This is a genomic window from Alteromonas macleodii ATCC 27126, from assembly GCF_000172635.2.
Taxonomy (GTDB): Bacteria; Pseudomonadota; Gammaproteobacteria; order Enterobacterales; family Alteromonadaceae; genus Alteromonas; species Alteromonas macleodii.
Window position 1 is genome coordinate 1,951,029 of sequence record NC_018632.1, and the last position, 21,696, is coordinate 1,972,724.

General features: G+C 43.8%; 20 protein-coding genes and 1 pseudogene. 9 read left to right on the forward strand and 12 right to left on the reverse strand.

Features of this window, described 5'->3' with window-relative positions; all coding sequences use genetic code 11:
* Nucleotides 1-41: 41 nt before the first annotated feature.
* Nucleotides 42-707 carry a CDP-alcohol phosphatidyltransferase family protein gene (locus MASE_RS08290; protein ID WP_014949286.1) on the forward strand — a complete coding sequence of 222 codons (666 nt, stop codon included), beginning with the start codon at nt 42-44 and terminating at the stop codon, nt 705-707.
* A gap of 72 nt (nt 708-779) precedes the next feature.
* Complete coding sequence (locus MASE_RS08295) at nt 780-1,649, forward strand: sterol desaturase family protein (RefSeq protein ID WP_014949287.1); 870 nt, start codon at nt 780-782, stop codon at nt 1,647-1,649.
* Between the two features lie 26 nt (nt 1,650-1,675).
* Here the strand turns inward: MASE_RS08295 and MASE_RS08300 are convergent, their stop codons facing one another.
* The 3 genes from MASE_RS08300 to MASE_RS08310 form a co-directional block, all read right to left on the reverse strand.
* Entirely contained in the window at nt 1,676-2,434 is a 759-nt protein-coding gene (locus MASE_RS08300) for a DNA/RNA non-specific endonuclease (RefSeq protein ID WP_014949288.1), read from the reverse strand.
* A 330-nt stretch (nt 2,435-2,764) separates the two neighbouring features.
* Nucleotides 2,765-3,820 (reverse strand): alcohol dehydrogenase family protein, encoded by a 1,056-nt coding sequence (locus tag MASE_RS08305; RefSeq protein WP_014949289.1) that lies wholly within the window; start codon nt 3,818-3,820, stop codon nt 2,765-2,767.
* 64 nt (nt 3,821-3,884) lie between these two features.
* Nucleotides 3,885-4,403, reverse strand: a complete 519-nt coding sequence (locus tag MASE_RS08310) for a TetR/AcrR family transcriptional regulator (protein ID WP_014949290.1) — start codon at nt 4,401-4,403, stop codon at nt 3,885-3,887.
* Nucleotides 4,404-4,656: 253 nt separating this feature from the next.
* Here MASE_RS08310 and MASE_RS08315 point away from each other — a divergent pair, with 253 nt between their 5' ends.
* Nucleotides 4,657-5,403 (forward strand): hypothetical protein, encoded by a 747-nt coding sequence (locus MASE_RS08315; protein WP_014949291.1) that lies wholly within the window; start codon nt 4,657-4,659, stop codon nt 5,401-5,403.
* 50 nt (nt 5,404-5,453) lie between these two features.
* Nucleotides 5,454-6,260, forward strand: a complete 807-nt coding sequence (locus MASE_RS08320; protein ID WP_014949292.1) for a DUF3307 domain-containing protein — start codon at nt 5,454-5,456, stop codon at nt 6,258-6,260.
* A 41-nt stretch (nt 6,261-6,301) separates the two neighbouring features.
* Here the strand turns inward: MASE_RS08320 and MASE_RS20485 are convergent.
* Together MASE_RS20485 and MASE_RS08325 are read right to left on the reverse strand one after the other, a co-directional pair.
* A pseudogene (locus MASE_RS20485) lies at nt 6,302-6,475 on the reverse strand (helix-turn-helix domain-containing protein); the annotation flags it as partial.
* Nucleotides 6,476-6,487: 12 nt separating this feature from the next.
* Nucleotides 6,488-7,207 (reverse strand): helix-turn-helix transcriptional regulator, encoded by a 720-nt coding sequence (locus MASE_RS08325; RefSeq protein WP_014949293.1) that lies wholly within the window; start codon nt 7,205-7,207, stop codon nt 6,488-6,490.
* A 115-nt stretch (nt 7,208-7,322) separates the two neighbouring features.
* On the opposite strand from MASE_RS08325, the gene MASE_RS08330 reads away from it, so the two are divergent.
* Nucleotides 7,323-8,429: an alpha/beta hydrolase gene (locus MASE_RS08330; RefSeq protein WP_080589198.1), complete on the forward strand. Its 1,107-nt coding sequence runs from the start codon at nt 7,323-7,325 to the stop codon at nt 8,427-8,429.
* Between the two features lie 30 nt (nt 8,430-8,459).
* The gene (locus MASE_RS08335; RefSeq protein WP_014949295.1) at nt 8,460-9,029 is read left to right on the forward strand and encodes a nuclear transport factor 2 family protein; all 570 of its coding nucleotides are present in this window, start codon (nt 8,460-8,462) and stop codon (nt 9,027-9,029) included.
* Between the two features lie 62 nt (nt 9,030-9,091).
* Here the strand turns inward: MASE_RS08335 and MASE_RS08340 are convergent, their stop codons facing one another.
* Nucleotides 9,092-9,991, reverse strand: coding sequence for a LysR family transcriptional regulator (locus MASE_RS08340; RefSeq protein ID WP_014949296.1), 900 nt, complete (start codon nt 9,989-9,991; stop codon nt 9,092-9,094).
* A gap of 199 nt (nt 9,992-10,190) precedes the next feature.
* Between MASE_RS08340 and MASE_RS08345 the strand changes: the two genes are divergently transcribed.
* Entirely contained in the window at nt 10,191-11,162 is a 972-nt protein-coding gene (locus tag MASE_RS08345) for an NAD(P)H-dependent oxidoreductase (RefSeq protein ID WP_014949297.1), read from the forward strand.
* A gap of 77 nt (nt 11,163-11,239) precedes the next feature.
* The gene (locus MASE_RS08350; RefSeq protein WP_148275220.1) at nt 11,240-12,376 is read left to right on the forward strand and encodes an ankyrin repeat domain-containing protein; all 1,137 of its coding nucleotides are present in this window, start codon (nt 11,240-11,242) and stop codon (nt 12,374-12,376) included.
* Nucleotides 12,377-12,390: 14 nt separating this feature from the next.
* Here the strand turns inward: MASE_RS08350 and MASE_RS08355 are convergent, their stop codons facing one another.
* A complete protein-coding gene (locus tag MASE_RS08355; protein ID WP_014949299.1) occupies nt 12,391-13,221 on the reverse strand; it encodes a DUF4437 domain-containing protein in 831 nt (276 codons plus the stop codon).
* A gap of 188 nt (nt 13,222-13,409) precedes the next feature.
* Between MASE_RS08355 and MASE_RS08360 the strand changes: the two genes are divergently transcribed.
* A complete protein-coding gene (locus tag MASE_RS08360; protein ID WP_014949300.1) occupies nt 13,410-14,369 on the forward strand; it encodes a LysR family transcriptional regulator in 960 nt (319 codons plus the stop codon).
* Nucleotides 14,370-14,431: 62 nt separating this feature from the next.
* Here MASE_RS08360 and MASE_RS08365 read toward each other — a convergent pair whose 3' ends face one another.
* The 5 genes from MASE_RS08365 to MASE_RS19810 form a co-directional block, all read right to left on the reverse strand.
* The gene (locus tag MASE_RS08365) at nt 14,432-16,627 is read right to left on the reverse strand and encodes a TonB-dependent siderophore receptor (protein ID WP_014949301.1); all 2,196 of its coding nucleotides are present in this window, start codon (nt 16,625-16,627) and stop codon (nt 14,432-14,434) included.
* Nucleotides 16,617-17,927 carry a DUF3526 domain-containing protein gene (locus MASE_RS08370; protein ID WP_014949302.1) on the reverse strand — a complete coding sequence of 437 codons (1,311 nt, stop codon included), beginning with the start codon at nt 17,925-17,927 and terminating at the stop codon, nt 16,617-16,619. Before MASE_RS08370 ends, MASE_RS08365 begins: the two co-directional genes overlap by 11 nt.
* Nucleotides 17,924-19,366, reverse strand: a complete 1,443-nt coding sequence (locus tag MASE_RS08375; protein WP_014949303.1) for an ABC transporter permease — start codon at nt 19,364-19,366, stop codon at nt 17,924-17,926. Before MASE_RS08375 ends, MASE_RS08370 begins: the two co-directional genes overlap by 4 nt.
* The gene (locus MASE_RS08380; protein ID WP_014949304.1) at nt 19,363-20,085 is read right to left on the reverse strand and encodes an ABC transporter ATP-binding protein; all 723 of its coding nucleotides are present in this window, start codon (nt 20,083-20,085) and stop codon (nt 19,363-19,365) included. The genes MASE_RS08375 and MASE_RS08380 overlap by 4 nt, the downstream gene beginning before the upstream one ends.
* A 219-nt stretch (nt 20,086-20,304) precedes the next feature.
* Complete coding sequence (locus MASE_RS19810; protein ID WP_014949305.1) at nt 20,305-21,276, reverse strand: reverse transcriptase family protein; 972 nt, start codon at nt 21,274-21,276, stop codon at nt 20,305-20,307.
* Nucleotides 21,277-21,696: the final 420 nt, after the last annotated feature.

Here is a 21,696-nt window from a genome sequence, read left to right on the forward strand (position 1 = left end):
AATAGTAAAAAAATACTGCAGAGCGAGTAAAGAGACATGTCATGTTAGATGCCAAAGTTACCCCTTTTATAAAGCTACTTTTAAAACCGTTGATAAAAGCGCTAGACAGCAAGGGCGTTACCCCAAATCAGGTTACGCTTGCCGGGTTTGTCATCGGTGTTCTTGCGCTTCCCTTTATTATTCTTAACTGGTGGAATATGGCGCTAGCCTGCATCATATTTAATCGTGTTTTTGATGGAATTGACGGTGAATTGGCGCGCTATCAGCAAAGTAGCAGTAGTGCGGGTGGTTTTTTAGATATTTGCTTAGATTTTCTATTCTACGCTTCTATTCCTTTGGCGTTTGGCATTGCTAACCCTCAAGAGTGGGGCATAGCAGCAATGGTGCTGTTAGCTACCTTTATTGGCACTGGCAGCAGTTTTTTAGCCTTTGCCATTGCAGCAGAGAAGTTTCAAATAGATAGGCCCCAGTTTGCTAACAAAAGCTTTTATTATATGCAGGGGTTAACCGAAGGCACTGAAACCATTTTGGTGTTTTTGGCGTTCTGTATTTGGCCGCAGTATTTTGCAACGCTTGCCTATGTGTTCGCTGCAGCCTGTGCCGTAACAGTCATTACTCGCATAGTAGGGGGCTTTACTACGCTTCATAGGGTAGAGCGCGACGCTGCTAAGTCAGAACGTACAGTGCCTTCTTCAGGTTATGAATGATGGTGAAAGTTCTCGTAGCAGTAAAAGTATTCTGAATTTTGAAAGTAATTAACGTGATAAAGGTAATTTGCTTTGGATAATACCGCGGTTATTCGCTTAAGCGTATTTCTTGGCGTTTTTGTGCTTATGGCAGTACTTGAAGCACTGTTGCCAGCGCGTGAAGCCGTGCTTAGTAGGAAAACACGCTGGTTGGGTAACTTGTCCATGGTGGTAATGGGGGCGCTGGTATCGCGTATTTTGCTTCCGGCCACACTCGTTGGTGTGTCTTTATGGGCGCAGCAGAAAGGCATAGGTGTGTTCAACGTTTTACTGGATGCCGTGCCGGCTGACGCTTCAAGCTCCAATCAACTGCTAAACAGTGGTGAGCCTCTCAATAATTCATCAACGTATCTTGTTCATATAGCCATCGTAACGTTAAGTGTTTTACTACTTGATATGCTTATCTATTGGCAGCACCGACTTTTTCATACCGTACCTATGTTGTGGCGCTTTCATAAAATGCATCATGCCGATAGTCATGTCGACACCACTACAGGCCTTCGCTTTCATCCAGTTGAAATTGCTATGAGTTTAGGTATTAAAGCCGCGGCGGTAGTGATACTAGGCGTGCCTGCTATTGCTATTGTTATCTTTGAAGTGGCGCTAAATGGCTTTGCCCTTTTTAATCATGCCAATATTAGGTTGCCACAAAAGTGGGATGATAGAATTGGGCTTTTGCTAATCACACAGCGCTTACATCGCATTCACCATAGCCAGGCTAAAAATGAATCTAATTCTAACTATGGCTTTAGCGTATCGTGGTGGGATAGGCTGTTTAATAGTTTTACGCCTCGCGCTGCGTTTAGCGATGAAACATTGCCCATTGGTCAAAAAGACGTGCCAGCCACTAAGAAGAACGCAAGTATCATTGCGCTTTTACAGCAGCCATTTAAAAAGAGGTAGGCATCCCTGCCTTTTTAGATGGGTTATTAACAGCCGAGCGCAGCGGTTAAGCCTCCTAATCCCCCTTCAACAGCATTTTCTTTATAGCTTGGTAGTGACGGCATAATGTTTAGGCCTGTTCTGGATTCAACTTCATTAACCGTTACCTCAGTTGCGCAAAAGTTATCACTGCGAGCTGCGTTTTGCTCTAGGATGAAAGCAGAGGCTTCCACCCATCCGTTAACATCGGTAATGACGACTTTAAAATATCCACTAGGAATGCTGTGCGACTCATCTGCCTCTGGCAGAGTAGCGAAATACCACTCATATAACGGCCCAGAAACCACATAAACGTCTTGCCCAGTTCTCACTACATCACGCACCGCATTTTCTAGATCCACCCAAGGACCTTGGTTTAGGTCTGAATCTTGAGGTGTAATGTTTGATAAATAATTTAGCATTTGCCAATCGGCTGTGTTGCTGAACGAAGCAAGAGGAACTTGATGGCCGCGGTCAGTGCCAATTGTAGCCCATGCTCCGCTGTAATCGTTCGGCTCTAAAGTATTCGCAGAGTTAATCGAAGGGTCAGCTTTCCAATTACGACTTCTTGATGGGCCGTCAATAGTGCTTGGGGTTACATGATAGGCCACCCAGTTGGCGAACTTTGTTTGTGCATTATTGTTTAGGGTGTAAATGGAACGGGTAATGGTTTGTCCAGATTGACCAGTGGGGCAGTTGTAAACACAGTTATCAGCAAACGCATTAAATGCGCAAATTGTTAGTGTGAACGCGATGAGCTTTTTCATTATATTTCCTTTTGTTTTTAGACGCCTGCGTTTTACAGGCTGTACCAAAGTACAGGTCTAAAATGTCAGGAAATAGTACCTAATGTTACAAAGAGTACAAAAACAAATACCTATGTTTGAAACGCGATTAGCAGTGGCTTTTCTTATAATGCCCTAGCTTGTAGAACAATCCGGCGAAGCACGTTATCGCGCAAGATATGCTGGCAGAAAATTATGCTCAGCTGTGTAAGAATTAGTGTTAAGAGCTTCGCCAAGCATTTACTCGGCGAAGCTCATAGGAACGCCCGTCGTCAAAGGACTTTGGTTTATGTTCTCTCGGGCATATCGACGTTATTTGGGCTGTAACGTCAATACCATCTTACCAATGTGTTTTTTCTGCTCAAACTCTTGCTGCGCTTGGTGTATTTCACTTAGTGGGAATGTGCTCGATACTAGTGGTTTAATATTGCCTGCTTCGATGTGTTTTACTAAGTTGGCAAATACATCGTGTCCTAAAATAGTGCAGCCTAACAGGGTTAAATCTTTCAAATACAGAGTACGTACATCCAAAGAAACGTCGTGACCAGCAATTGCGCCCGACGTCGCGTAGCGACCAAACGGTTTTAGGATCTCAAGTAGTTCAGGCCATCGTGGGCCGGCAATAAGGTCGATAACAACGTCGAACGGCTCGCTTTCTGCCATGTGTTGCCAATCTTCATCACGCAAAACGGTCTTGTCGGCGCCTAATGCTTGTATGGCTGATTGCTTTTGTTCGCTGGTTACTGCAACAACATAGGCGCCACGTGCTTTAGCGAGTTGTACGGCAGCTGAGCCTACGCCGCCCGAGGCACCGGTTATAAATACTCGCTCACCTGTTTTTACGTTTGCTCTGTGCAGCATGTTTTCGGCTGTAGAGTAAGAGCAGGGGAACGAGGCTAGTTCCACATCTGTCATCGTTGAATTTACTGCATGGGCGTGGCGCGATGCGACTTTAGTAAACTGTGCGAAACCTCCATTGCATTCCGAGCCGAAATACCAAGGGGTACTTAGCGGTTTACTGTCAACTTCTACCAAACAAGGCTCAATGATGACGCGTTCACCAATACGTTCTTTGCTCACGTTATTACCCACAGCGGTAATATAGCCACATACGTCGGCGCCTTGAATTAGAGGTAGGTTTAACGCATTGCCGGCCCATCCAGCATCTTCTGCATTGTTGTCGCCTTTGGAATACCAACCTTTTCGCGTATTTAAGTCGGTGTTGTTTACCCCCGCAGCGCGTACTTCAATAAGTACATCGTTGTCGCTGAGTGTAGGCAAAGGTATGTTTTCGTTAAATGTAAGCGCGTCGAGATCGCCATGTTTGGTTAACTGCACGCCGTACATTTCATTTGGCAATGATTTCATATTGTCCTCCAGAATTTTTGCTTTAGACGAGAAAGGTAATGGTTGATGCAAGTGCTAAGAAGGGCTAATCAAGTAGCACTGTTAGTGCGCCTTTCGCTGCGGTTAACGCTTTATCACCAATCGTTGGCCATGCTGATGACATGCCCTCATGTAGCAGGAACACGCTGTTTGAAAGGGCTGGGTCTTCGAGCTTTTCATTCAGCCACGTTAGCACCGCGTGTTTGTGGTTGTTCACAGCGGTTTCAATTTGAAGGTTATTGGGGTAACTCGCCAAAGCCTGCAATGACATGCAACCTCTGGGAGCGAATGTCGTTAGCCACACCGACAAGCGTTCAAATATGTGGTTAATTGCTTCGTTACGCGTCGAGGGACAGTTTTCTTCCAGAAACGCGATGTAACGGCTGTGACGATAGTCAAGCGCGCCAATAATCATGTCTTCTTTTGAAGGGAAGTATTTGTACAAGGTTTTAAGTGTGGTGCCAGTGTAGTCCTTGAGTTTAGCCACATTAGGCTCTGCGAATCCGTAAAGGGCAAAAGCTTGCTCTAGTTTCGAAGCTAACTCAGATTGTTTGGGCGCGGTCATACCGGGTCTCCTCGAAAGCGTTTGTTATTTTCGTCTGCTTGGCACATCGCTTGTTATCCAATTAAACAGATTTTAAGTAGAATGAATATTCTACTTAATCAACAGCCGCTATACGTTCTTTGTTATATTTTGCTTTCCGTTACGCAATTTAGTCACATGTGAATTTGTGATTAATAATAATCACATTTTGCTGTGTGATTGTTTTTGAATTTGAGATGGTAGCGTGTCATAGTGGACCTCTAAACGGAAAAAAGTGTCTATTGAAAGTAGAAAAGACAACGCGGCGCATAGTGAAATGACAAGAAAGAGTGCTTTAACAAGCAATACAAAAAAGCGCGCTGGTGTGATTACCGGTGACGTCTCCAACTCTCAGTCTTATTCTGATGCTGAATTCAGAGAGATAATTGCTACGCTGAGAGAGCGTTTAACATACTACGCCGAGTACTACGGTGGAGACTTTGATATTTATCGAGGAGACGCATTCCAGCTAGTTGTTGCACAACCACAGCATAGCATTGCAGCCGCAGTTGGATTGCGGCTAGCACTCAAGGCGCACGCTTCAGGCGTAGACGTGCGAATGAGTGTTGCTGTGGGAGAAGCGCAATTTCGCCCTTCAGAAGTAAAAACTGGGACTGGAGACGCATTTGTGTTGTCAGGACGAGGGTTAGATAACATAAAGCCGCACCATCTTACTTTTTGTAGCGGTGAACAAACACTCGACGACAAAACGCAGCTCTTAACACGTTTTGCCGACGCGCATATCAATGGACTGACACAAACCCAGTCGCAAACCTTACTCGCGTATCTTGAAGCCACGGATAAGAGCCATGAAAGTGTAGCGGCCATACTAGATAAAAATCGCAGTAATGTAAGTCGAATCCTCAATGCCAGTAACTATAAACTGATAGCAGAATATCTCGACTATATGGAGAAAGCGCTCATTTTATGGGTTCAAGGTGGAACCTCATTAAAAACGGAACAATTGACCAAGGAAGACTAACGTGATGACGGGTTATGCAAAAAACATAATGCTTGTGACTGGAGAACCAAATGCTTGCTGAACCTCAACTGCTGGTGGCACTCGTGTTAGCGCATCTATTAGCAGACTTTTATTTTCAACCGTTTACCTGGGTACAGCAAAGAAACGAACGTCACGCACTGGCTTTGCCTTTATACCTACACGCAATCATACACGGTATACTCGCGGCAGCAGCAATGTTCTTGTTTTCATCAACGATAAGTATCGCAAGTATAGGTGTTGGTGCAATTGTAGTCGCCGTTTCTCACTTCAAAATTGACGTGATTAAATCGTATTGTAAGCAAAACACTACGTCTTTTGTTGTCGATCAAATAGCGCACATTGTCGTGATCTTAGGCGTATTTTTGTATGCCACCAATCAGTGGCGCGAGGCAGTGGGACTACTTCAGAAGGTAGGTACAACGCACCTATTAGTGGTCTTGGCCTATCTGGCGGTACTCAAGCCCAGTTCAGTTATTATTAAACAGCTGCTGTCGCCTTGGAGCGATGAAGTATTAGCTAATAAAATGCCGTCTTCTCACCCCAATGACCCGCCCACAATAAGTACAGAGGCACAACAAACTTTATCACTGGCAGGTCAACGAATTGGCTATTTAGAGCGCGTACTCATGCTTACCTTTGTATTGTTAAATCAGTTTTCTGCCATAGGTTTTCTTATTGCGGCTAAATCTATATTTCGCTTCGGCGACCTCACTAAACACCAAGACAGAAAGCTAACTGAATATGTACTTTTGGGCACCTTCACCAGTGTGGCGATGACGTTTGCCATTGGTTTGGCATGCGCAGCGGCATTAGGGCAATTACCCATAAAGTCTTAGCAAGGGCTTTATTGAGTAGGTAGTGTCCAAAATAGTTTATTCTACGTGCTGTATTGTTTAATGAATTGGCCTGGGGTAATGCCTTCGTGATTTTTGAAAACACGACTGAAGTGAGATTGGTCATTGAATCCCAGTAATAACGCGATGTCGCTCATGGAATGAGTATTCGCGAGTAAGTATTTTTTACTTTGCTCAACACGGTATTGGGTAATAAATTGGTACGGTGTTTACCCAACACTCTTTTTAAACTCTCTTAAAAAGTGGAACTTGCTGCAAAAAACGAGTTCGGCCAGCGCATCTACGCTAATGGTACTGCCTATATTTTCTTTAATGTATTGCTCAATCTTATCTATCTGTGACTTGCCTATTTTGACACTCTTTGCTGAGGAATCTTGAAGGTCGCGGTAATTTGAATAATTTTGGATATAATGAGCAGAAAGTGCAGACAATAAGTTACTTAAATAGGCTTTCCCATTACGACCCTTTGCTTGTGTCTCTAATAACAGAAGCTCAATTAGCCCCTTTATGGTCTCGTCTTCCACATTGTAGTTGTTCAGAAACTGCAGCTGATCTTGTTCTACCTTAAACGGACATGCGTCTAAAAATACACGCTCTTCAACCGCTAAAATAACAAAATAACAAGGCTCGGATATGTCGTGTGTAAACGGCGTTTTAGGTGGATTTATCCAAATGTTTCCCGGACTGGTTTTTAAAGAAACCATACTTCCATTCGCTTCAATGTTCCAATTCAGATCGCTTTCAAGGGCGAGTGCGAAATAGAAATAAGGGGTATACACATTTTGAGGGTAAAAGTGAGGCGACTTTCCTTTCTCTAAAATGATGCCTTTCCAATCGAGACCGTCGTTTGAAAACGCAATATCTAGTACGTCTTTGCACGATGAAGGTTGATGTGTCGCATGATCAAAAAAGGCTAAACGTGACTTCAAGCTTTATGTTTCCTTTAGCAATAACCTACAAATAATTAGCATTAATGTGCAATAACTAAGGCGCACTATTTCATATCCTGTGCTCATTGATTACCCACTTAAAGAGCACAGCCAAATGCTTAAACCTACCATAACAGTAATTGCACAGTCACTTTTGATATCGCCACTGGTCATATTACAACCGGGCATATCACACGCTCAACAACCATCGCAAACAGACGCGTTAAACCAAGCCCGAGCAAGCATTGAACAACTAAGCGCTAATCAGGCGCAGTTAAGCAGTGAGATCAAAAATAGTCATCGTCAATACAACCAGCAAGGATTTCAAATGGAAAATATCACGTTAAACACAGAAGTGGGCAACTTGGCTGCAAATTTATACCTTCCAAAAGGTATTGCTAATCCACCAGTGGTCGTTGTTACGGGTGCATGGACATCTGTAAAAGAGCAAATGCCAGCCGTTTATGCAACAGCACTAGCAGAGAGAGGCTACGCCGCTATTACATTTGATTTTAGAGGTTGGGGAGCGTCAAGTGATACCGATGACAACCAAACCGCGTACCTTGAAGATCCTGTTCGTAAAACGCAAGATATACAGGCTGTTATCAAAGCGCTGTCAAACGTCGCGCAGGTGGACAACAGCCGTATTGCTGGCTTGGCCATTTGTGCCTCAGCGGGCTATATGCTTGATGCTGCGGTTCAAAATACTCAATCAAGCCAAAATACACGGTTAGGTGCGGTGGCAGTAGTGGCCCCCTGGTTACACGATGAAGCAATGGCAACAGCTATTTATGGCGGTGAAGAAAATCGCAATCAATTACTTGCGTTAGCAGCGGCAGAGAAAGACAAATCCGAGCCATTAGTTATTGAAGCGGCAAGTTTAACCAATGAAAACGCCTTGATGTATAACGCACCTTACTACACTGAGCAATCACGAGGTTTGTTGCCTGCCTACGACAACAAATTCAACGTGACGTCATGGAGCGGTTGGCTTAATTATAATGCGCAGTTAAGTGCATCAAAACAGACTATACCGGTTTTAATGGTTGCATCAGAGGCGATGGCGCTGCCACAAGGTGCACATCAGTATTTGGAAAACGCGACTGATTCGGTAAATGCAATTTGGCTAGATAACATCAATCAATTTGACTTCTACGACCAACCTGAAGCCGTTGAAAAAGCCGTTAACGCCGTAGTTTCCCACTTCGACAGCGCTTTGTAAGACGAGTATTTACCTATTAAAGGCTCAGAAATGAAATTTAAAGCCATAATTTGTGTCATGTTAGTTGGAGTTTTTACTATGGGCCATGCTGCCACATCCCATTCGAGCCGGGATAAAGACATTGCAAGTATTCACAGCAACCTGAATAGCTTTTCAGCATTAGCTGACAACAATGCTTATGAATACTTAACCTTACTGTTTGCCCCAAATGTAACAACAGACTACACCAGTTTGTTTGGGGGAGAAGCGGTAACCCAAAAACGTGAGATCTTAATGCAAAACTGGGCGGCTTTTTTGCCTGGTTTTGACAAAACATTTCACAACTTGGGAAACCCCAGTATTAATCGAAAAGAAGATATAGCGTTTGCTAACGTGCCATTTACTGCCAGTCATTGGCTAGGGCATGATGGTTTTTGGCAAGTTTCGGGCATCTACCACTTCACTTTTAGAAAGATAGAAGGGCAATGGCTGATTACTTCAGTGACACTAGAAAAGAGAGAGGAGGCGGGCAGTCGCGATATTTTAGCGATTGCGCCAGAAAATGCGAAAGACCGCTTGGCGGATCTGCAGCAGCTTAAAAACGATACGCTAGTGCACTGAAAGCAAACGAGTTACTAACACCTGTTGAGATTTGATGCACAGTAAAGAACAACAGGCTAGTGTCAAACGGCGTGTTTTTCTTCAAGAAAGTCGATTAAGGCCCTAATTCTTTGGGCCTTTTGACTATGTTGCTGAAAATACATAAATAGCCCTGAATAAGGAAACCAGTTCTCTTTAAGTACGGGAACAAGCTCGCCAGTTTGAAATAATTCATCCACCATAGGTTCAACAATTCTTCCTATACCTAACCCTTTTTTGGCAGCATCAATCATCAAATCTGTATCGTTGACTACCATAGCAATCGGCATTGAAACACTCACAGCTTGCTGGTTTTGCCACAGATGAAGTGGCGCAAGTTTGTTAGAGGTAATAAAACGATATTGAATGAGCTTGTGTTGCTGAAGGCTATCAATAGACGAGGGAAGGCCATACTTTTTAGCGTAGTGAGGTGAGCAGAACAAACATTCTTTAGTGGCATTAGTTAATCGCTTTGCCACCATGCCTTCTTCTATCCTATCACCAAAGCGAATACCCACATCCATCCCATCGGTAATCAAATTTACGGCTGCATCGTTTATCGATACCTCAAGCTTTAAGTCTGGATAGCGCTCGCAAAACTCTTGGTAATAAGGCGCCAAAAGCTGTTGGAAGGCGAAGCGAGGAGTGGTAATACGAACCGTGCCCCTAGGGGTATAGCTAAGGGCGTTGACCTCTTCAAATGCAATATCTAACGTGTCGATAGCATGATGAGTTTGCTGCTTAAGTAACTTTCCCGCATCGGTTAATTCAACTCTACGCGTGGTTCGATTGAACAAAGGAACGCCCACACTTGCTTCTAGAGATTTAAGCGCGTGGCTTACAGACGGCGGTGCCATTTCTAACTGGCGAGCAGCGCCACTAATACTGCCTTCATCGGCAATAGCATGAAAAACAATAAGTTGTTGAAATGTGGTGCCGTTCACTTATAGCGCCTCTTGAAAGACTAACTTACAAAATTGATCAAACTGCTTCAAGCCTGAAATTTTGTCTAAATTTTAATTGTTAGTTTTAAACTAATAATCTTTGAGTTAATCATCATCTAAAACTAAAGGTTGTTCAAGCATAAACTTCTATCTGTTCACTTTGAACCAACCATAAAATTATCACGCAAAGGTAGAAGTAATGAGTAAAGTATTAGTTATCTCCGGCCATCCTAATTTAGACCAGTCCAATGCTAATAGCGCTATTTTGCAAAGCCTGACTAAGCGCATAGACGACATTGAAGTTAGACGTTTGGACACCCTTTATTCTAACAACCCAATTGATGTAGAGGCAGAGCAAAAAGCCTTGCTTGAAGCTGAGGTAATTGTGCTGCAGTTTCCTTTCTACTGGTATTCTGTACCAGCTTTACTTAAGCGCTGGATTGACCAAGTATTTACTTATAATTTTGCGTTTGGCCCTGAAGGAGACAAGCTGGCGAATAAGCACTTTTTACTGTCCATTTCGGTAGGTGGCCCAAAAGAGTCTTATGGACCGCTAGGCTATAACCATTTCAGTGTGGAAGAGTTTTTACGCCCGCTAGAACAGCTCGCTTATCTTGCAAAAATGCAGTACCACAAGCCAATTTACAGCCATCGCATGGTGTACATTGAAGGTGTTTACAACACGCTTTCAGACGTTCAGGCCCGTGGTGATCAACATGGTAAGCGGGTAGCCGATGCTATTGATGTTTTGATGAACTCACCAGAATTGCGTATCAAACAGTTTGTAACGACGTGGTTTGGGCAGTTCGATCAATTACCGGCGTCAAGTGAAGCTTTTCTATCGAATCTCAGCGAGGAGGTTGTCTGGCAAGCGCCAGAGGGACGATTTCAAGGGCATGCTGGATTCAACGACTGGTACGCGTGGGCACGCAAGACGTTTAAACCTAACTGTGAGCACCGTGTAGATCAAATTGATATCAAACCCGATGCTGATTCAGCGAAGCCCAATGGATTTATAGTAGACCTTCGAATTAACCTTCGCGCTGACACATTTGAGTCGTCTGACTTTAATGGGGAATCGGTTGAGGTACAGGTAAAAGAGCGCTGGCATGTGCATATTGATACCGAAGGTAAAGTAATCATCGACAGTTACGTTGTTAGTCCTTTGTAGGGATTAACAACGTGCTAAAAACTCAAAACCAGAATTTAAAACCAATACAAAAAGCATTTAAAAAGTTAGGCGAGACAATGAATAAACCTATTCCAATTACAAGAAAAGCGTATCAGTCTCTGGCGTTAATTGTGCTCTCTGGCATGGGCATTACCGCTTCGTTTAGCGAAGCCGTGGCAAACGAAGCAATCGGGGCGCTTTATTCAAGTAAGTTTGAAAGCAACATAAATCAGAACCTAACACCGCTGCACAAAGCAGTGTGGGAGAACGATATACAGCGTGTTAAGGCACTTATAGATAGCGGCGCAGATGTTAACGCACTCGATAGATTAATGGGGGTAGCACCGCTTCATCTGGCCGTTCAAGGAAGGAATTTAGACCTTGTTAAACTGCTTGTGAAAGAGGGAGCATTCGTAAACTTGCAGTCAGTACGCCTAGGCGGAACGCCACTGCTATTGGCCGTGTGGCACAGAAATATTCCCGCAGTGGAATATTTATTAAGCTTGCCCGACATCGATACCACCGTTATTTCAGCGGCAGGCGCTACAGCTCTTGGGTTTAATCGAAGCGGTACAAAAGCAAACGATAAAGCGTTAAATGAAGATGTTGCCACTATTAACGCGCTATTTGCGGCTCATAAAGAGAAAACGCTGCAGCAAGCGCAAGAAAAAGCAGCCATTTATATGATCGTTGCTAACCAAGCGCTGTCTGAAGAAGAAATGGTAGCTGAAATAAAAGTGCTGCTAGAAAAAGGGTATGACGTTAATGCGGTTGCGCCTGTATTGAAACAAGGCAGTGATTTTCATAGCGCGCTGCTGCTTGCAGCGATGAAAGGCTACCTGAAAGTAGCAAAGCTGTTGCTAGATAACGGCGCAGATCAAACGCTTACCGGCGCCTACATGGCCGCAATTGCATTACACAAAGCCGCATATTTTGGGCGTGCAGACATGCTGAAGTTACTTAGTCAATATCCTGGCTTTCAGGAAGTGCTTAACGCGCAAGGTCCTAACAACGGGTATACACCGCTTCATGACGCAGTGTGGCATGGGCATTTAGAGGCAGCAAAAGTGTTGGTGGAAGCAGGAGCTAGATTAGATTTGAAAGGTTATGATGGCAATACACCAGAGCAGCTTGCAAGGCAAAACGGTTATTCTATGATTGCTGAATACCTAGAAAATACGCGAAGCAAGAGGGGAAATGCCCCGCGTAGGTGAAGTGAAAAAAAGTACTAATCTGTAACGCTAAATTTTGACGACGTTCTTACGTACACAATGGTTTCGCTTTCGTTAGCGCCCTCAACAGAATGATTTGCAGCAGTTGATGATTCAATATAACTTCCTGCATTTAATTCAATCTGTCTGGAAGTGTTGTTTTGGGTATAATTGAGACTACCCTTGATAACCACTGCCTTGAATTCATCACCATTAGATTTTATTGAACCTTTAAATCCTTTTGGAAGCTTGACAAGGGTGCCGTATACACTACTTGTCTCGCCCCACAAATAGGCAACAGAAACACCGTTGGCCGCTATATTTACAAGGTCGCTTTTTTGTAGCCACACCATATTGTCTGCATGAACGTTTATTGGCCTTTCGCCGTTGTCAAAATGTTCTTTTGATGGCTTTACAAGGTATGGGCCTTCATCAATTTCCAGGTAAATCAGGTTGGTTTTGTCGTTTGCCGCAGTGGTGTGATCTTCACCTGCAGGTTGAGTCCAAAACGAACCTGTTGGCATCCACATCTTTGCTGCGTTTGGATCGTCATTGTGCATTTCACCTTCAATCACAATACCTCTATAGGTTATGTTGTGAATGTGCGGTGGCGATTCAAAGCCTTTGTTAAATCGCACTAACATCCCCGTTGCCGTGTCTTTTGTTCGGTCTCCCCACAAGTCTGCTGCCCCGGGGCTTTTGTCGCCACGGGCTGGATTTAAGTAACCCCATTCGACATCTTTAGCTGCAATAACTTTGTCTTGTGCGTGTGCGCCGGGTACAAGGAGAAAACAGGTGCTCAATAATAGCGATGCTATTGTCAGTTTGTTTCGTTTCGTTGGTTTCATTCAAACCTCCTAATTGTTGGTCGTAGGTTTTATTTAACAGGCAGGCACAGTCTATTATTTCGAATAAGTCTCATAAACGACCAAAATCAATAAAGACTTTCCTGAAAATGTGGATAATAGAGGTGATCCATTTTGCTTTGTCTTTCTTGCCATGAAATCAAAAGAGTGAAATAAACGTTGAGGGAAGTATGAAAACCGAAGACCTGTCTGTGTTTGTAAAGGTGGCTGAAGTGGGCTCGATAACCACTGCTGCGATAAAACTTGATATTAGCTCATCTGCTGCAAGTATGGCGGTTAAACGTTTAGAAGAGCAGCTTGGCGTAGCGCTATTCGTGCGAAGTACACGCAAAATTCGATTGTCACCTGAAGGAGAGCAGTATTTGCCTATGGCAAAGCAAGCACTCGACACCTTACAGCAGGGCCTTGCATTAGTAACAGAGCAGAAGCAGAGCATTCACGGTGAGCTTCGCATGGCGATGTCTTCGGAAATGGGTCGCAACTTAATGCGTGAACTGCTAAATAAAGTGCAGCGCGAAAATCCAGAACTTTCATTGCGATTACATGTGAGCGACAGTCGGGTGGACTTCTACCGCGATGGTGTAGATGTAGCACTAAGAGCCATGACAAAAGACGCGGTTAAAGAATCGCAGATGTATGGTTTTAAAGTGTGCAATATTCCGCATGTGATTTGCGCGTCTCCCGATTATTTAGAAAGAAACGGTGAGCCTACAACTTTGACTGATTTAGCGCAGCACAACGCACTTCTTTATAAGCTCTACGACCAAACCCACAATACGTGGGAACTTATCAACGAGGGCGAGAGAGTTAAAGTGAAAGTGAACAGTAATCGCGCTGTGAATGACGGTGATATTGTTCGGCGCTGGTGCGTAGATGGAGAGGGGATCGCTAAAAAGTCATGTATAGACGTTGCGGGGGATTTACTGAGCGGAAAGCTGCAGCGTATTTTGACTGGTTACCACGTACCGCTAACTGAAATGTGGCTCATGCTGCCTAGCCGGCATCTTATTACGCCAGCGGTAAGATTAATTAGAGATGAATTAAAACAGGTTATTGAAAATAAGCGTCAACGTCTTATTCAAAATCAAATATTAAAAGAGAGTGAATGGCCGCCGTGTGACAACGCCTAATTTAGTTAAAACAATACCTAAACATCATAAACGGAGAGGCTTTAAAAGCCTCTCCTTAAACCTTAAAAGCGATAGGCGGCGGTAAGTCTAAAGCGCTGAGGCGCGCCAGGTTCAACCCACACATCTGCGAAAGAGTTAGTATAAAACTCTTCATCAAACAGGTTATCTACTGCAACTTTAACTGACAAGTTTTCTACAGGCTCTATTTCAGCAAACGCACGAACCGTGGTGTAGCTTGGTAAGTAGAAGTCGGTAGCGGTTTGACCTAAACGCTCATCAACATACAACAGTCCTGAACCGATACGTACTGGCATATCAGCAAATATAAGTCCCTTGCTCAACTGAATGCTCAATTGGTTTTCTGGAACGTTAATTAAAGGATCGCCAGATTCAATGGCTGCAACAAAGTTAGCATCCGCCGCATCGTTTGTACTTTCAGCATCTACGAAGGTGTACGACACCCAAAGCGAAATATCATTTTCAAATTCAGCGTTAATGTCTAACTCAACACCACGGCTACGCGCTTCGCCAGCAGGGGTTAAGAAGAAGCCGTCAGACGCCTCAGGGCTATCATCATAAACAAGGATGTTACTTTGCTCGATATTAAACACGGCGAAGGTGATATCACCCCGTATATTATTAAACATTGATGTGAGGTCGGCTTTAACACCAATTTCCGCTGATTTCGATTCGTTAGGTTCAAACGGGTTTCCGGCGAAATCCGACCCCGTCAGCTGACGGAAACCTTCACCGTAGGTTGCGTACACACTTGTGGTGTCATCAAACAGATAAACAGCACCCACTTGTGGAGAAAAGCGTGTGTCGTCTTGTGATGTGGTACTTACAGGTGACGCCAGGCGATTATCAATTTCCTGCTCGAACTTATCGAAGCGACCACCCAGCCTAACTTGGAAATTATCAGTGATGTTGATTTGGTCTTGGAAATAGATACCCCACGCTTCCTGAACTTCAAAACGGTTCAAGTTGTCAGACAATTCCACATCTGGAAGTGGTGAGTAATCCGGATTAAAAATATCGACCACTAAGTACTGTTCTAAGTCCAAGTCGTTAATGTCATTATCGCTTGAAAAGAATGGCGGGCGATAGCGCAGAATAATCTGGTCATTTTCAAACTTATCGTAGTCAGCACCAATAATCACGCGATGTGATAGCGACCCAGTATCGAATTGTCCCGCTATTTCGCCGCGTAAAACGAAGTAATCGGTTTGGAAATTACGGTAGCGCTTAAAACGAGACAACAAAGCTTGATTAGGATCGATAAACAATGTTTGGCGGCCACCAAAGTTGTTTTCTAATGCATTACCCTCGAAAGTGGTATCGCGTAAGCCAGCACCCAAAAGCAGGTTCCATTCGTCAGCAAGTTTATGAGAAATCTCAATTTGATGACCAACCACTTCCGTATCGATGGTGTCGCCATTAGGATCGCCAGTAAAGGTTTCAATTGGCTGATGGCCCAACTTACCATCGATGGCCACTACGCCACGGTCGAAAGGAATTTTTTGCTCGGTGTATTCGAGTTCGTACGTAACCGTGGTGTCTGCTGATGCTTCCCACGTAACCGATGGATAAAAGCCAAAACGCTCAGTTTCTACTGTATCGCGGAAACTTTCAGCATCTTCATAAAAGCCTACTAAGCGTACACCTACATTTTCAGTACTGCCTGCAACCGATTGTACATCAGCCTCAATGCGCTTCTGCGACCAGCTTCCGTAAGTTGCTTTAATTTCACCACCTTGACGAAACTGGGGGCGCTTTGTAACAAGGTTTACCGCTCCACCTGGTTCACCGCGACCAAACAGCGCAGCTTTAGGGCCTTTTAATACTTCAACATGATCAATGCCAGAGAGATCACGAGGTCCGCCAAATCCGCGTCCTGCGTTAAAACCGTTTACCAGAAACCCGCTAGGTAAGTTTTCGTCACCTGAAAAACCACGAATAGCAAAGCTGTTCCAAAGGCCACCAAAGTTATTTTGCCTTGCTACCGAAGCGGACAGGTCTAAAGCGTCGTTAAGGTTTATAGCGCCTGCATCATTGATGAGACCAAGGTCGATATCCTGCGCTGCTGCCGGCACTTCTTTATATTCAAATGCCCCTTGATACGCACGGTGCATACCATGCACCGTAATTTTCTCTACATCCGCTTCCGATTGAATATCAGTATTTTGCGCATTTGCAGGCGCATTCAAAAGCGTTGCGATAGAAAGGGCGAGGGTAGATTTTACCCAACTAGTCTTCATTAGTGTTTTCCTGTGTCTTTCTTATTTTTGGTGAAAATTGAGGTAGCTGTTTAAAACTGGCCGATGAAAACTCCGGGGCTTCAAACAAGTGATGATAGTAGAATTTGCGCAACGACGCATGAAACTCGCGAACATTATTTTCGTAGTTAACCATGGCTTTAACATCGGTATCAGCCGCACTCGTTAATAAGCGTTGCGTTAACAAAGACGGGGATAGCAGAGCAACATAGCTTGCAATTTTATCTTTGCGTAAGGTGGCGGCTTGATAAGCCTCTGAAAGTTCCTTTGCCGTTTGGTCGCCAACTTGTTGAAATGCGTAATACCACTTCCAATTAAATGAACTGTCTCGTTGTGGATCAAAGTCGGTTTTATCCGCCCACTGTGGGTGAGTTTCAATAAACGCATCCCATGTTTGTTCAACAGGTTTGTCCCATGCACTGTTAACGGCTTCTCGCTGCGTGAGCACAATGTCGCCGCCCTCAGGTGTATCGACCGACGCATTAATTATGGTGTGCCCGGTAACTGGCACAATAACCGTTGTGACAAGCCATACGCCTAACATGATTGAAGCTAGGTGCGTGGCGCTGAAATTGGCAAAACGCTTAGCAGCACCTATAGCAAGCACAATAGCGCTCCAAACAATTATGCTGCCAATGACGATGGTACAAACCGTTACTGTTTGAAACACAGACGCGCCATTCACTACACTAAAGGCAATAAACGGAATAAGTGTAACTAGTGCCAAGGGCACCAGGGTTACCAATACGCGTGATGACCAAATAGCATGCGAATTGCGTGCGGTTACATTAAGTAAGTCAAAACGGCGGGCTTCGCGTTCCTTCGCTTTTAAGTCGTAAAGGAGCAAAATGATAAACAGAGGCAACAGCACACTGGTAACGAAAGCAAAGTCAAAACGCCCTAGGAAAGCAAGCTCCGGATTGTCTGTATCGCTTTCATAAATCTGACCTTCTAGCGCTAGCATTCTAATACGGTGCTTCCACGGAAACACATCGCGCTCTCCTACAGCAGCAAACGCCAACGGCGAGGGCGGGGCATATGTCAAATGAAAGGCGTAATAGGCTACCATGCCATAATTAGATTGGTGAGTAAGGACAGCGTTGCGCTCTGTTTCATCTTTATCTAACAAGCGCTCAATAGTGGCTTGCTGTTCTTGCATTTCCGAATAGCCAGACCACAACGACATCGAGCTTAAAAGAAACACGACCAAAAGCGTTAGTTTTATCTGACGATGGCCAAATACGAAACCCGCTTCTCGTTTAATATCGCTATAACGCATCATGGATTTAATCTCCTAACTGCAGCTTGAAGAAGTAGTGCGGTAAGTCCCATCCAAAGCAACAGCTGAATAAAATAAATCAACGCGTTACTAATGCGTGTGCTTCCTGCTTCTGGTTTAAAATCAAACTCTGCTAAGATCGCCCAGTTATCTGCGCCAACCACAGCTTTGTCTGCTGCTTCTTCACTGGCGTTGCGGTTCATATCTAACTTGTAATCGAGTTTTTCAGCGTGAACCTTGTTCAAAACCTGAACAAACTCAAGTCTTAACGTTTCCGCTTCCCTTAAAAAGCGGTGGTGTGTCTCGAGGCTAGTTCCCGCAAGGATCGTAGAAATAGAGCGCACCGCAACCGTAGGCGAAAGCCAGCCAAACTGCCGTGCTATTTGGGCTTGTTCCAACTCTTCGGTCATGCGGGTTTCAGCAAACTCATTAAGCACTTTGGCTTGTCGACCTTCGGAGTACTGGGCAACAATGCCCCTGAAGTTAACGGGTAAGTCGTCAACTGAATCTACATTGTATTTAGCTAGTAAATCTTCTTTTAGCTTTTTGAATGCAGGATCGTTGACGTCATGACCGTCACCTAAACTTCTAAGTTTTTCTTCCACTTTGAAATCGGCTTCAAGTTTTCCCATTGAAGGGGCAATGTTTGTGGCAACGCTGCTCCCTAAACGAGGAAGCAACACACAAGCGCTCATCCAAATGACAACAAGTACGGTGAAGCTAACGCTGCTTTTCTCAAATATGGCCGAGCACGCAGTGACTACCGTGGCCCACAGTAAAAAGTAAACCACATAACTAAAGCAAAAGAGTATTACAACAAGTGCACTTTCGTTTGAAAACGCGACATAGAGACAGGCAAGCAGTAGCGGGAATAAAAATAGGCTGCTAGCGGTTATAAGCGCCAGAAGCTTCCCTAAGAGCAATTGCCAACGGGTGGTGCCTTGAGAAAGCAGTAAGGTTAGCGTGCCGGCTTCGCGTTCACGTGACACGCTGCCGTAGCCAATTAGAATAATAAATAAAGGTGCAAGAACCAAAGCTAAAAAGCTGGGTGTTAAACTACTAAAGCGTGTAAGTCCTGCGGATTGGCGCTGCTCGGCGAACATCGCACTATTTTGGCGGTGCCCTTCTAAAAATATAGCGTTCCCCGTGTAGGTATCGACACCCGGTTCAATTACGCTCAGTGGAGTGGGGGCACGAAATACATAATGACCATAATGCACCATGCGATGAGGGTGCTTATCAGGCTGTGCCTCAAAGCGTTGTTCAGCTTCTGTTTGAAGGTGGTCTCTGGTGTGGGCAGCCTCTTCGACGTGAAAGGCGTTAACTACCAGTGCAGCTATGGTAAGCATAGCGCCTAGCAATAAAACGGTCGCTGCTACTTTTGTTCGCATCCAATAGCGCCACTGTTCTGCACAAATGATTTTAGCAACATTCAATATCATACATTACGCCCTGCAAATGCTGCGTGAACGGCTTCAGTATCTATTGGCGTATCGCCAGCGCGCTCGAAGGAACCTGTGAGTTTGCCATTACTTAAAAGCACAATTCGATGGGCAACTTGGCAGGCACCATAAACGTCGTGGGTAACCATAAAAATAGTAGCGCCACCCGCTGCCAGCTCTGACACTAGCACATTAAATTCGTCGATGGCTGCTGGATCTAGCCCAGATGTAGGTTCATCTAAAAAAAGAACAGGCGCATTGCGCAGTAGCGCCAGGGCAATTGCGGTCTTCTGACGCATGCCTTTTGAATAATTAGATAGCGCCTTATTCCACGAATCTTCTTGAAGTGCGACCTTACGAAGTGCGGCGAACATATCGTCGTCAGACTTATCGACTCCAGCCACTGACAAGAAATAACGAATGTTTTCTACGCCAGAAAGATGGCCATATAAGGTGACAGATTCGGGTAAGTAGGCAACAGACTTTTGAACTTGGTTTGGCTGGGTAGAGGCATTATGCCCTAATACAGTGGCGCTACCGCTACTTGCCTTCATAAGCCCTAAAAAAGTTTTAAGGGTGGTGGATTTACCTGCGCCATTTCCACCTAAAAGTGCAAATACTTCGCCTTTTCCTACATTAAAATTGAGATTGTCTAGAAGCGTGCGATCGTCAACACACACGGTAAGCGCATCCGCGCATATCACTGAATTTGTTTGCATTGTTTGGAGAAGCTATACATTAGAATTGTGATGCAATGTTATAATATAACTATCTAAATGGGAATAGCTTTTATTTAGGTAGTGTGTGTTTTGTTTTAATTAGAACAATTTACAAATTTCGGAAGCTGAAACGAAAAAGGCTTGCCGAGTGGCAAGCCTTTGGAATTGGTGGAGCTGGCGGGATTAGAAACGATTTGGAGTGTCCATAAAGTTAAAGACTTATGGCATCGGGTTGTTCTGGTTGACGGCAGGTATATTGTTAACTCTCCTTTCATTGCACAAACTATCTGTCCAGAGTTTGTAATAAGGACTTATTTGGCTTGCACAACTAACTAGTCCAATAAATTTTTGAAAGTGAGCTATAGCATTTTCATAGCTAGATGGAGTTGAGTTATTTACATAATTGAGTACGACTCTGCGATGTTTCATTTTAAACTCATTAAGTCGCTTGCGAATATCGTTCGGTACATCGAGAGAAGTACCTTTTAAAATAACACCCGTTACTTTCTTCGGGGTTGTTGGATTATATGCTCTTATCTTATGAAGTTTATAGTCGGTATTTTTAGAGAATATGAGATTGATGCCGCCCAAAAATCCATTACCTAAAGGAACACGTGATGAAAACGTTAGATCGTCTACATACAGAGTGAAAGTTACGCCTCTTTTCTTACAATAGAGCATTACTTGATCGAAGACTTTGATATTACAAAAGTAGGTTAAACTCTGCGAAATACTGCTTCCTGTAGGCACATGACCACTGTAAGTTGATAGCCTCGCTAATATTTCAGCTAAATCGGGTGAGACCTTAAAAATGTTAATATAACACTTCAAAACTCTCTTAAAGTTGGTGCTTTCATAATATTTAGCGATATCCACTTTTAATAAATGTGAAGACTTTTCATGAACCCTGGCATTATCTACGTTAGAACGACCTTTTACACCAGAATATAAAAAGGGACGAGTCTGAATTCTGGAAAAGAGCTTCTGAAGTCTCTTATGCAATCTAGATAACTGAGGCTTTGGTACTTGAACTTTCCGCCCACCAATCTCAGAAGTATAGAAGTTATTATCGCCCGCTACGAGTAGCTTTGTTAATGACTTATCTTTAATGTCTAGGATTTTGAGGAGTCTTTTATAGTTATTTAGCTTATATAAAGGAGATTGATTAATATCATACTTTTTTAGTTCCATCTAAAAATATACCACCAATAAAAGAGTATAAGTTGTTGATTCTTTTACAGAGATTAATTTTAAATCCTGTGTAATTCCCCTGAGCTAGCATCATCAACAATTTGTCAGGGTTTAAGCAAAGAACCTCTGAATAAAAACAGCATAGTATGCGTACTTCGGTGAATGGGAGCAAAGAATGCGTAGGAGTCGATTCAATTCTTTCCAAAGAAGACAACGATATTCCAGTGCGAGAAGCAACACTTTCTCTGTCTAGTTTCAGAAGTCTTCTTGTAATCAATAAATTCATATTTAACCTTTAGGCTAAAGTGGGGGAGTAACCCCAGTATTAATGTGCCCATCATACTAAAAACTCTGCACTAGCACTCCACAGTACGTCAAAAATGCGACCACAAGTGCTTTTAACGAATATTCGAGCACGAA

Bases quoted from the DNA above. Each gene is read 5' to 3' on its own strand.
- MASE_RS08290 (WP_014949286.1), top strand. From the start codon at position 42: ATGTTAGATGCCAAAGTTACCCCTTTTATAAAGCTACTTTTAAAACCG.
- MASE_RS08300 (WP_014949288.1), bottom strand. From the start codon at position 2,434: ATGAAAAAGCTCATCGCGTTCACACTAACAATTTGCGCATTTAATGCG.
- MASE_RS08305 (WP_014949289.1), bottom strand. From the start codon at position 3,820: ATGAAATCATTGCCAAATGAAATGTACGGCGTGCAGTTAACCAAACAT.
- MASE_RS08310 (WP_014949290.1), bottom strand. From the start codon at position 4,403: ATGACCGCGCCCAAACAATCTGAGTTAGCTTCGAAACTAGAGCAAGCT.
- MASE_RS08320 (WP_014949292.1), top strand. From the start codon at position 5,454: ATGCTTGCTGAACCTCAACTGCTGGTGGCACTCGTGTTAGCGCATCTA.
- MASE_RS08330 (WP_080589198.1), top strand. From the start codon at position 7,323: ATGCTTAAACCTACCATAACAGTAATTGCACAGTCACTTTTGATATCG.
- MASE_RS08335 (WP_014949295.1), top strand. From the start codon at position 8,460: ATGAAATTTAAAGCCATAATTTGTGTCATGTTAGTTGGAGTTTTTACT.
- MASE_RS08345 (WP_014949297.1), top strand. From the start codon at position 10,191: ATGAGTAAAGTATTAGTTATCTCCGGCCATCCTAATTTAGACCAGTCC.
- MASE_RS08350 (WP_148275220.1), top strand. From the start codon at position 11,240: ATGAATAAACCTATTCCAATTACAAGAAAAGCGTATCAGTCTCTGGCG.
- MASE_RS08355 (WP_014949299.1), bottom strand. From the start codon at position 13,221: ATGAAACCAACGAAACGAAACAAACTGACAATAGCATCGCTATTATTG.
- MASE_RS08360 (WP_014949300.1), top strand. From the start codon at position 13,410: ATGAAAACCGAAGACCTGTCTGTGTTTGTAAAGGTGGCTGAAGTGGGC.
- MASE_RS08365 (WP_014949301.1), bottom strand. From the start codon at position 16,627: ATGAAGACTAGTTGGGTAAAATCTACCCTCGCCCTTTCTATCGCAACG.
- MASE_RS08370 (WP_014949302.1), bottom strand. From the start codon at position 17,927: ATGATGCGTTATAGCGATATTAAACGAGAAGCGGGTTTCGTATTTGGC.
- MASE_RS08375 (WP_014949303.1), bottom strand. From the start codon at position 19,366: ATGATATTGAATGTTGCTAAAATCATTTGTGCAGAACAGTGGCGCTAT.
- MASE_RS08380 (WP_014949304.1), bottom strand. From the start codon at position 20,085: ATGCAAACAAATTCAGTGATATGCGCGGATGCGCTTACCGTGTGTGTT.
- MASE_RS19810 (WP_014949305.1), bottom strand. From the start codon at position 21,276: ATGGAACTAAAAAAGTATGATATTAATCAATCTCCTTTATATAAGCTA.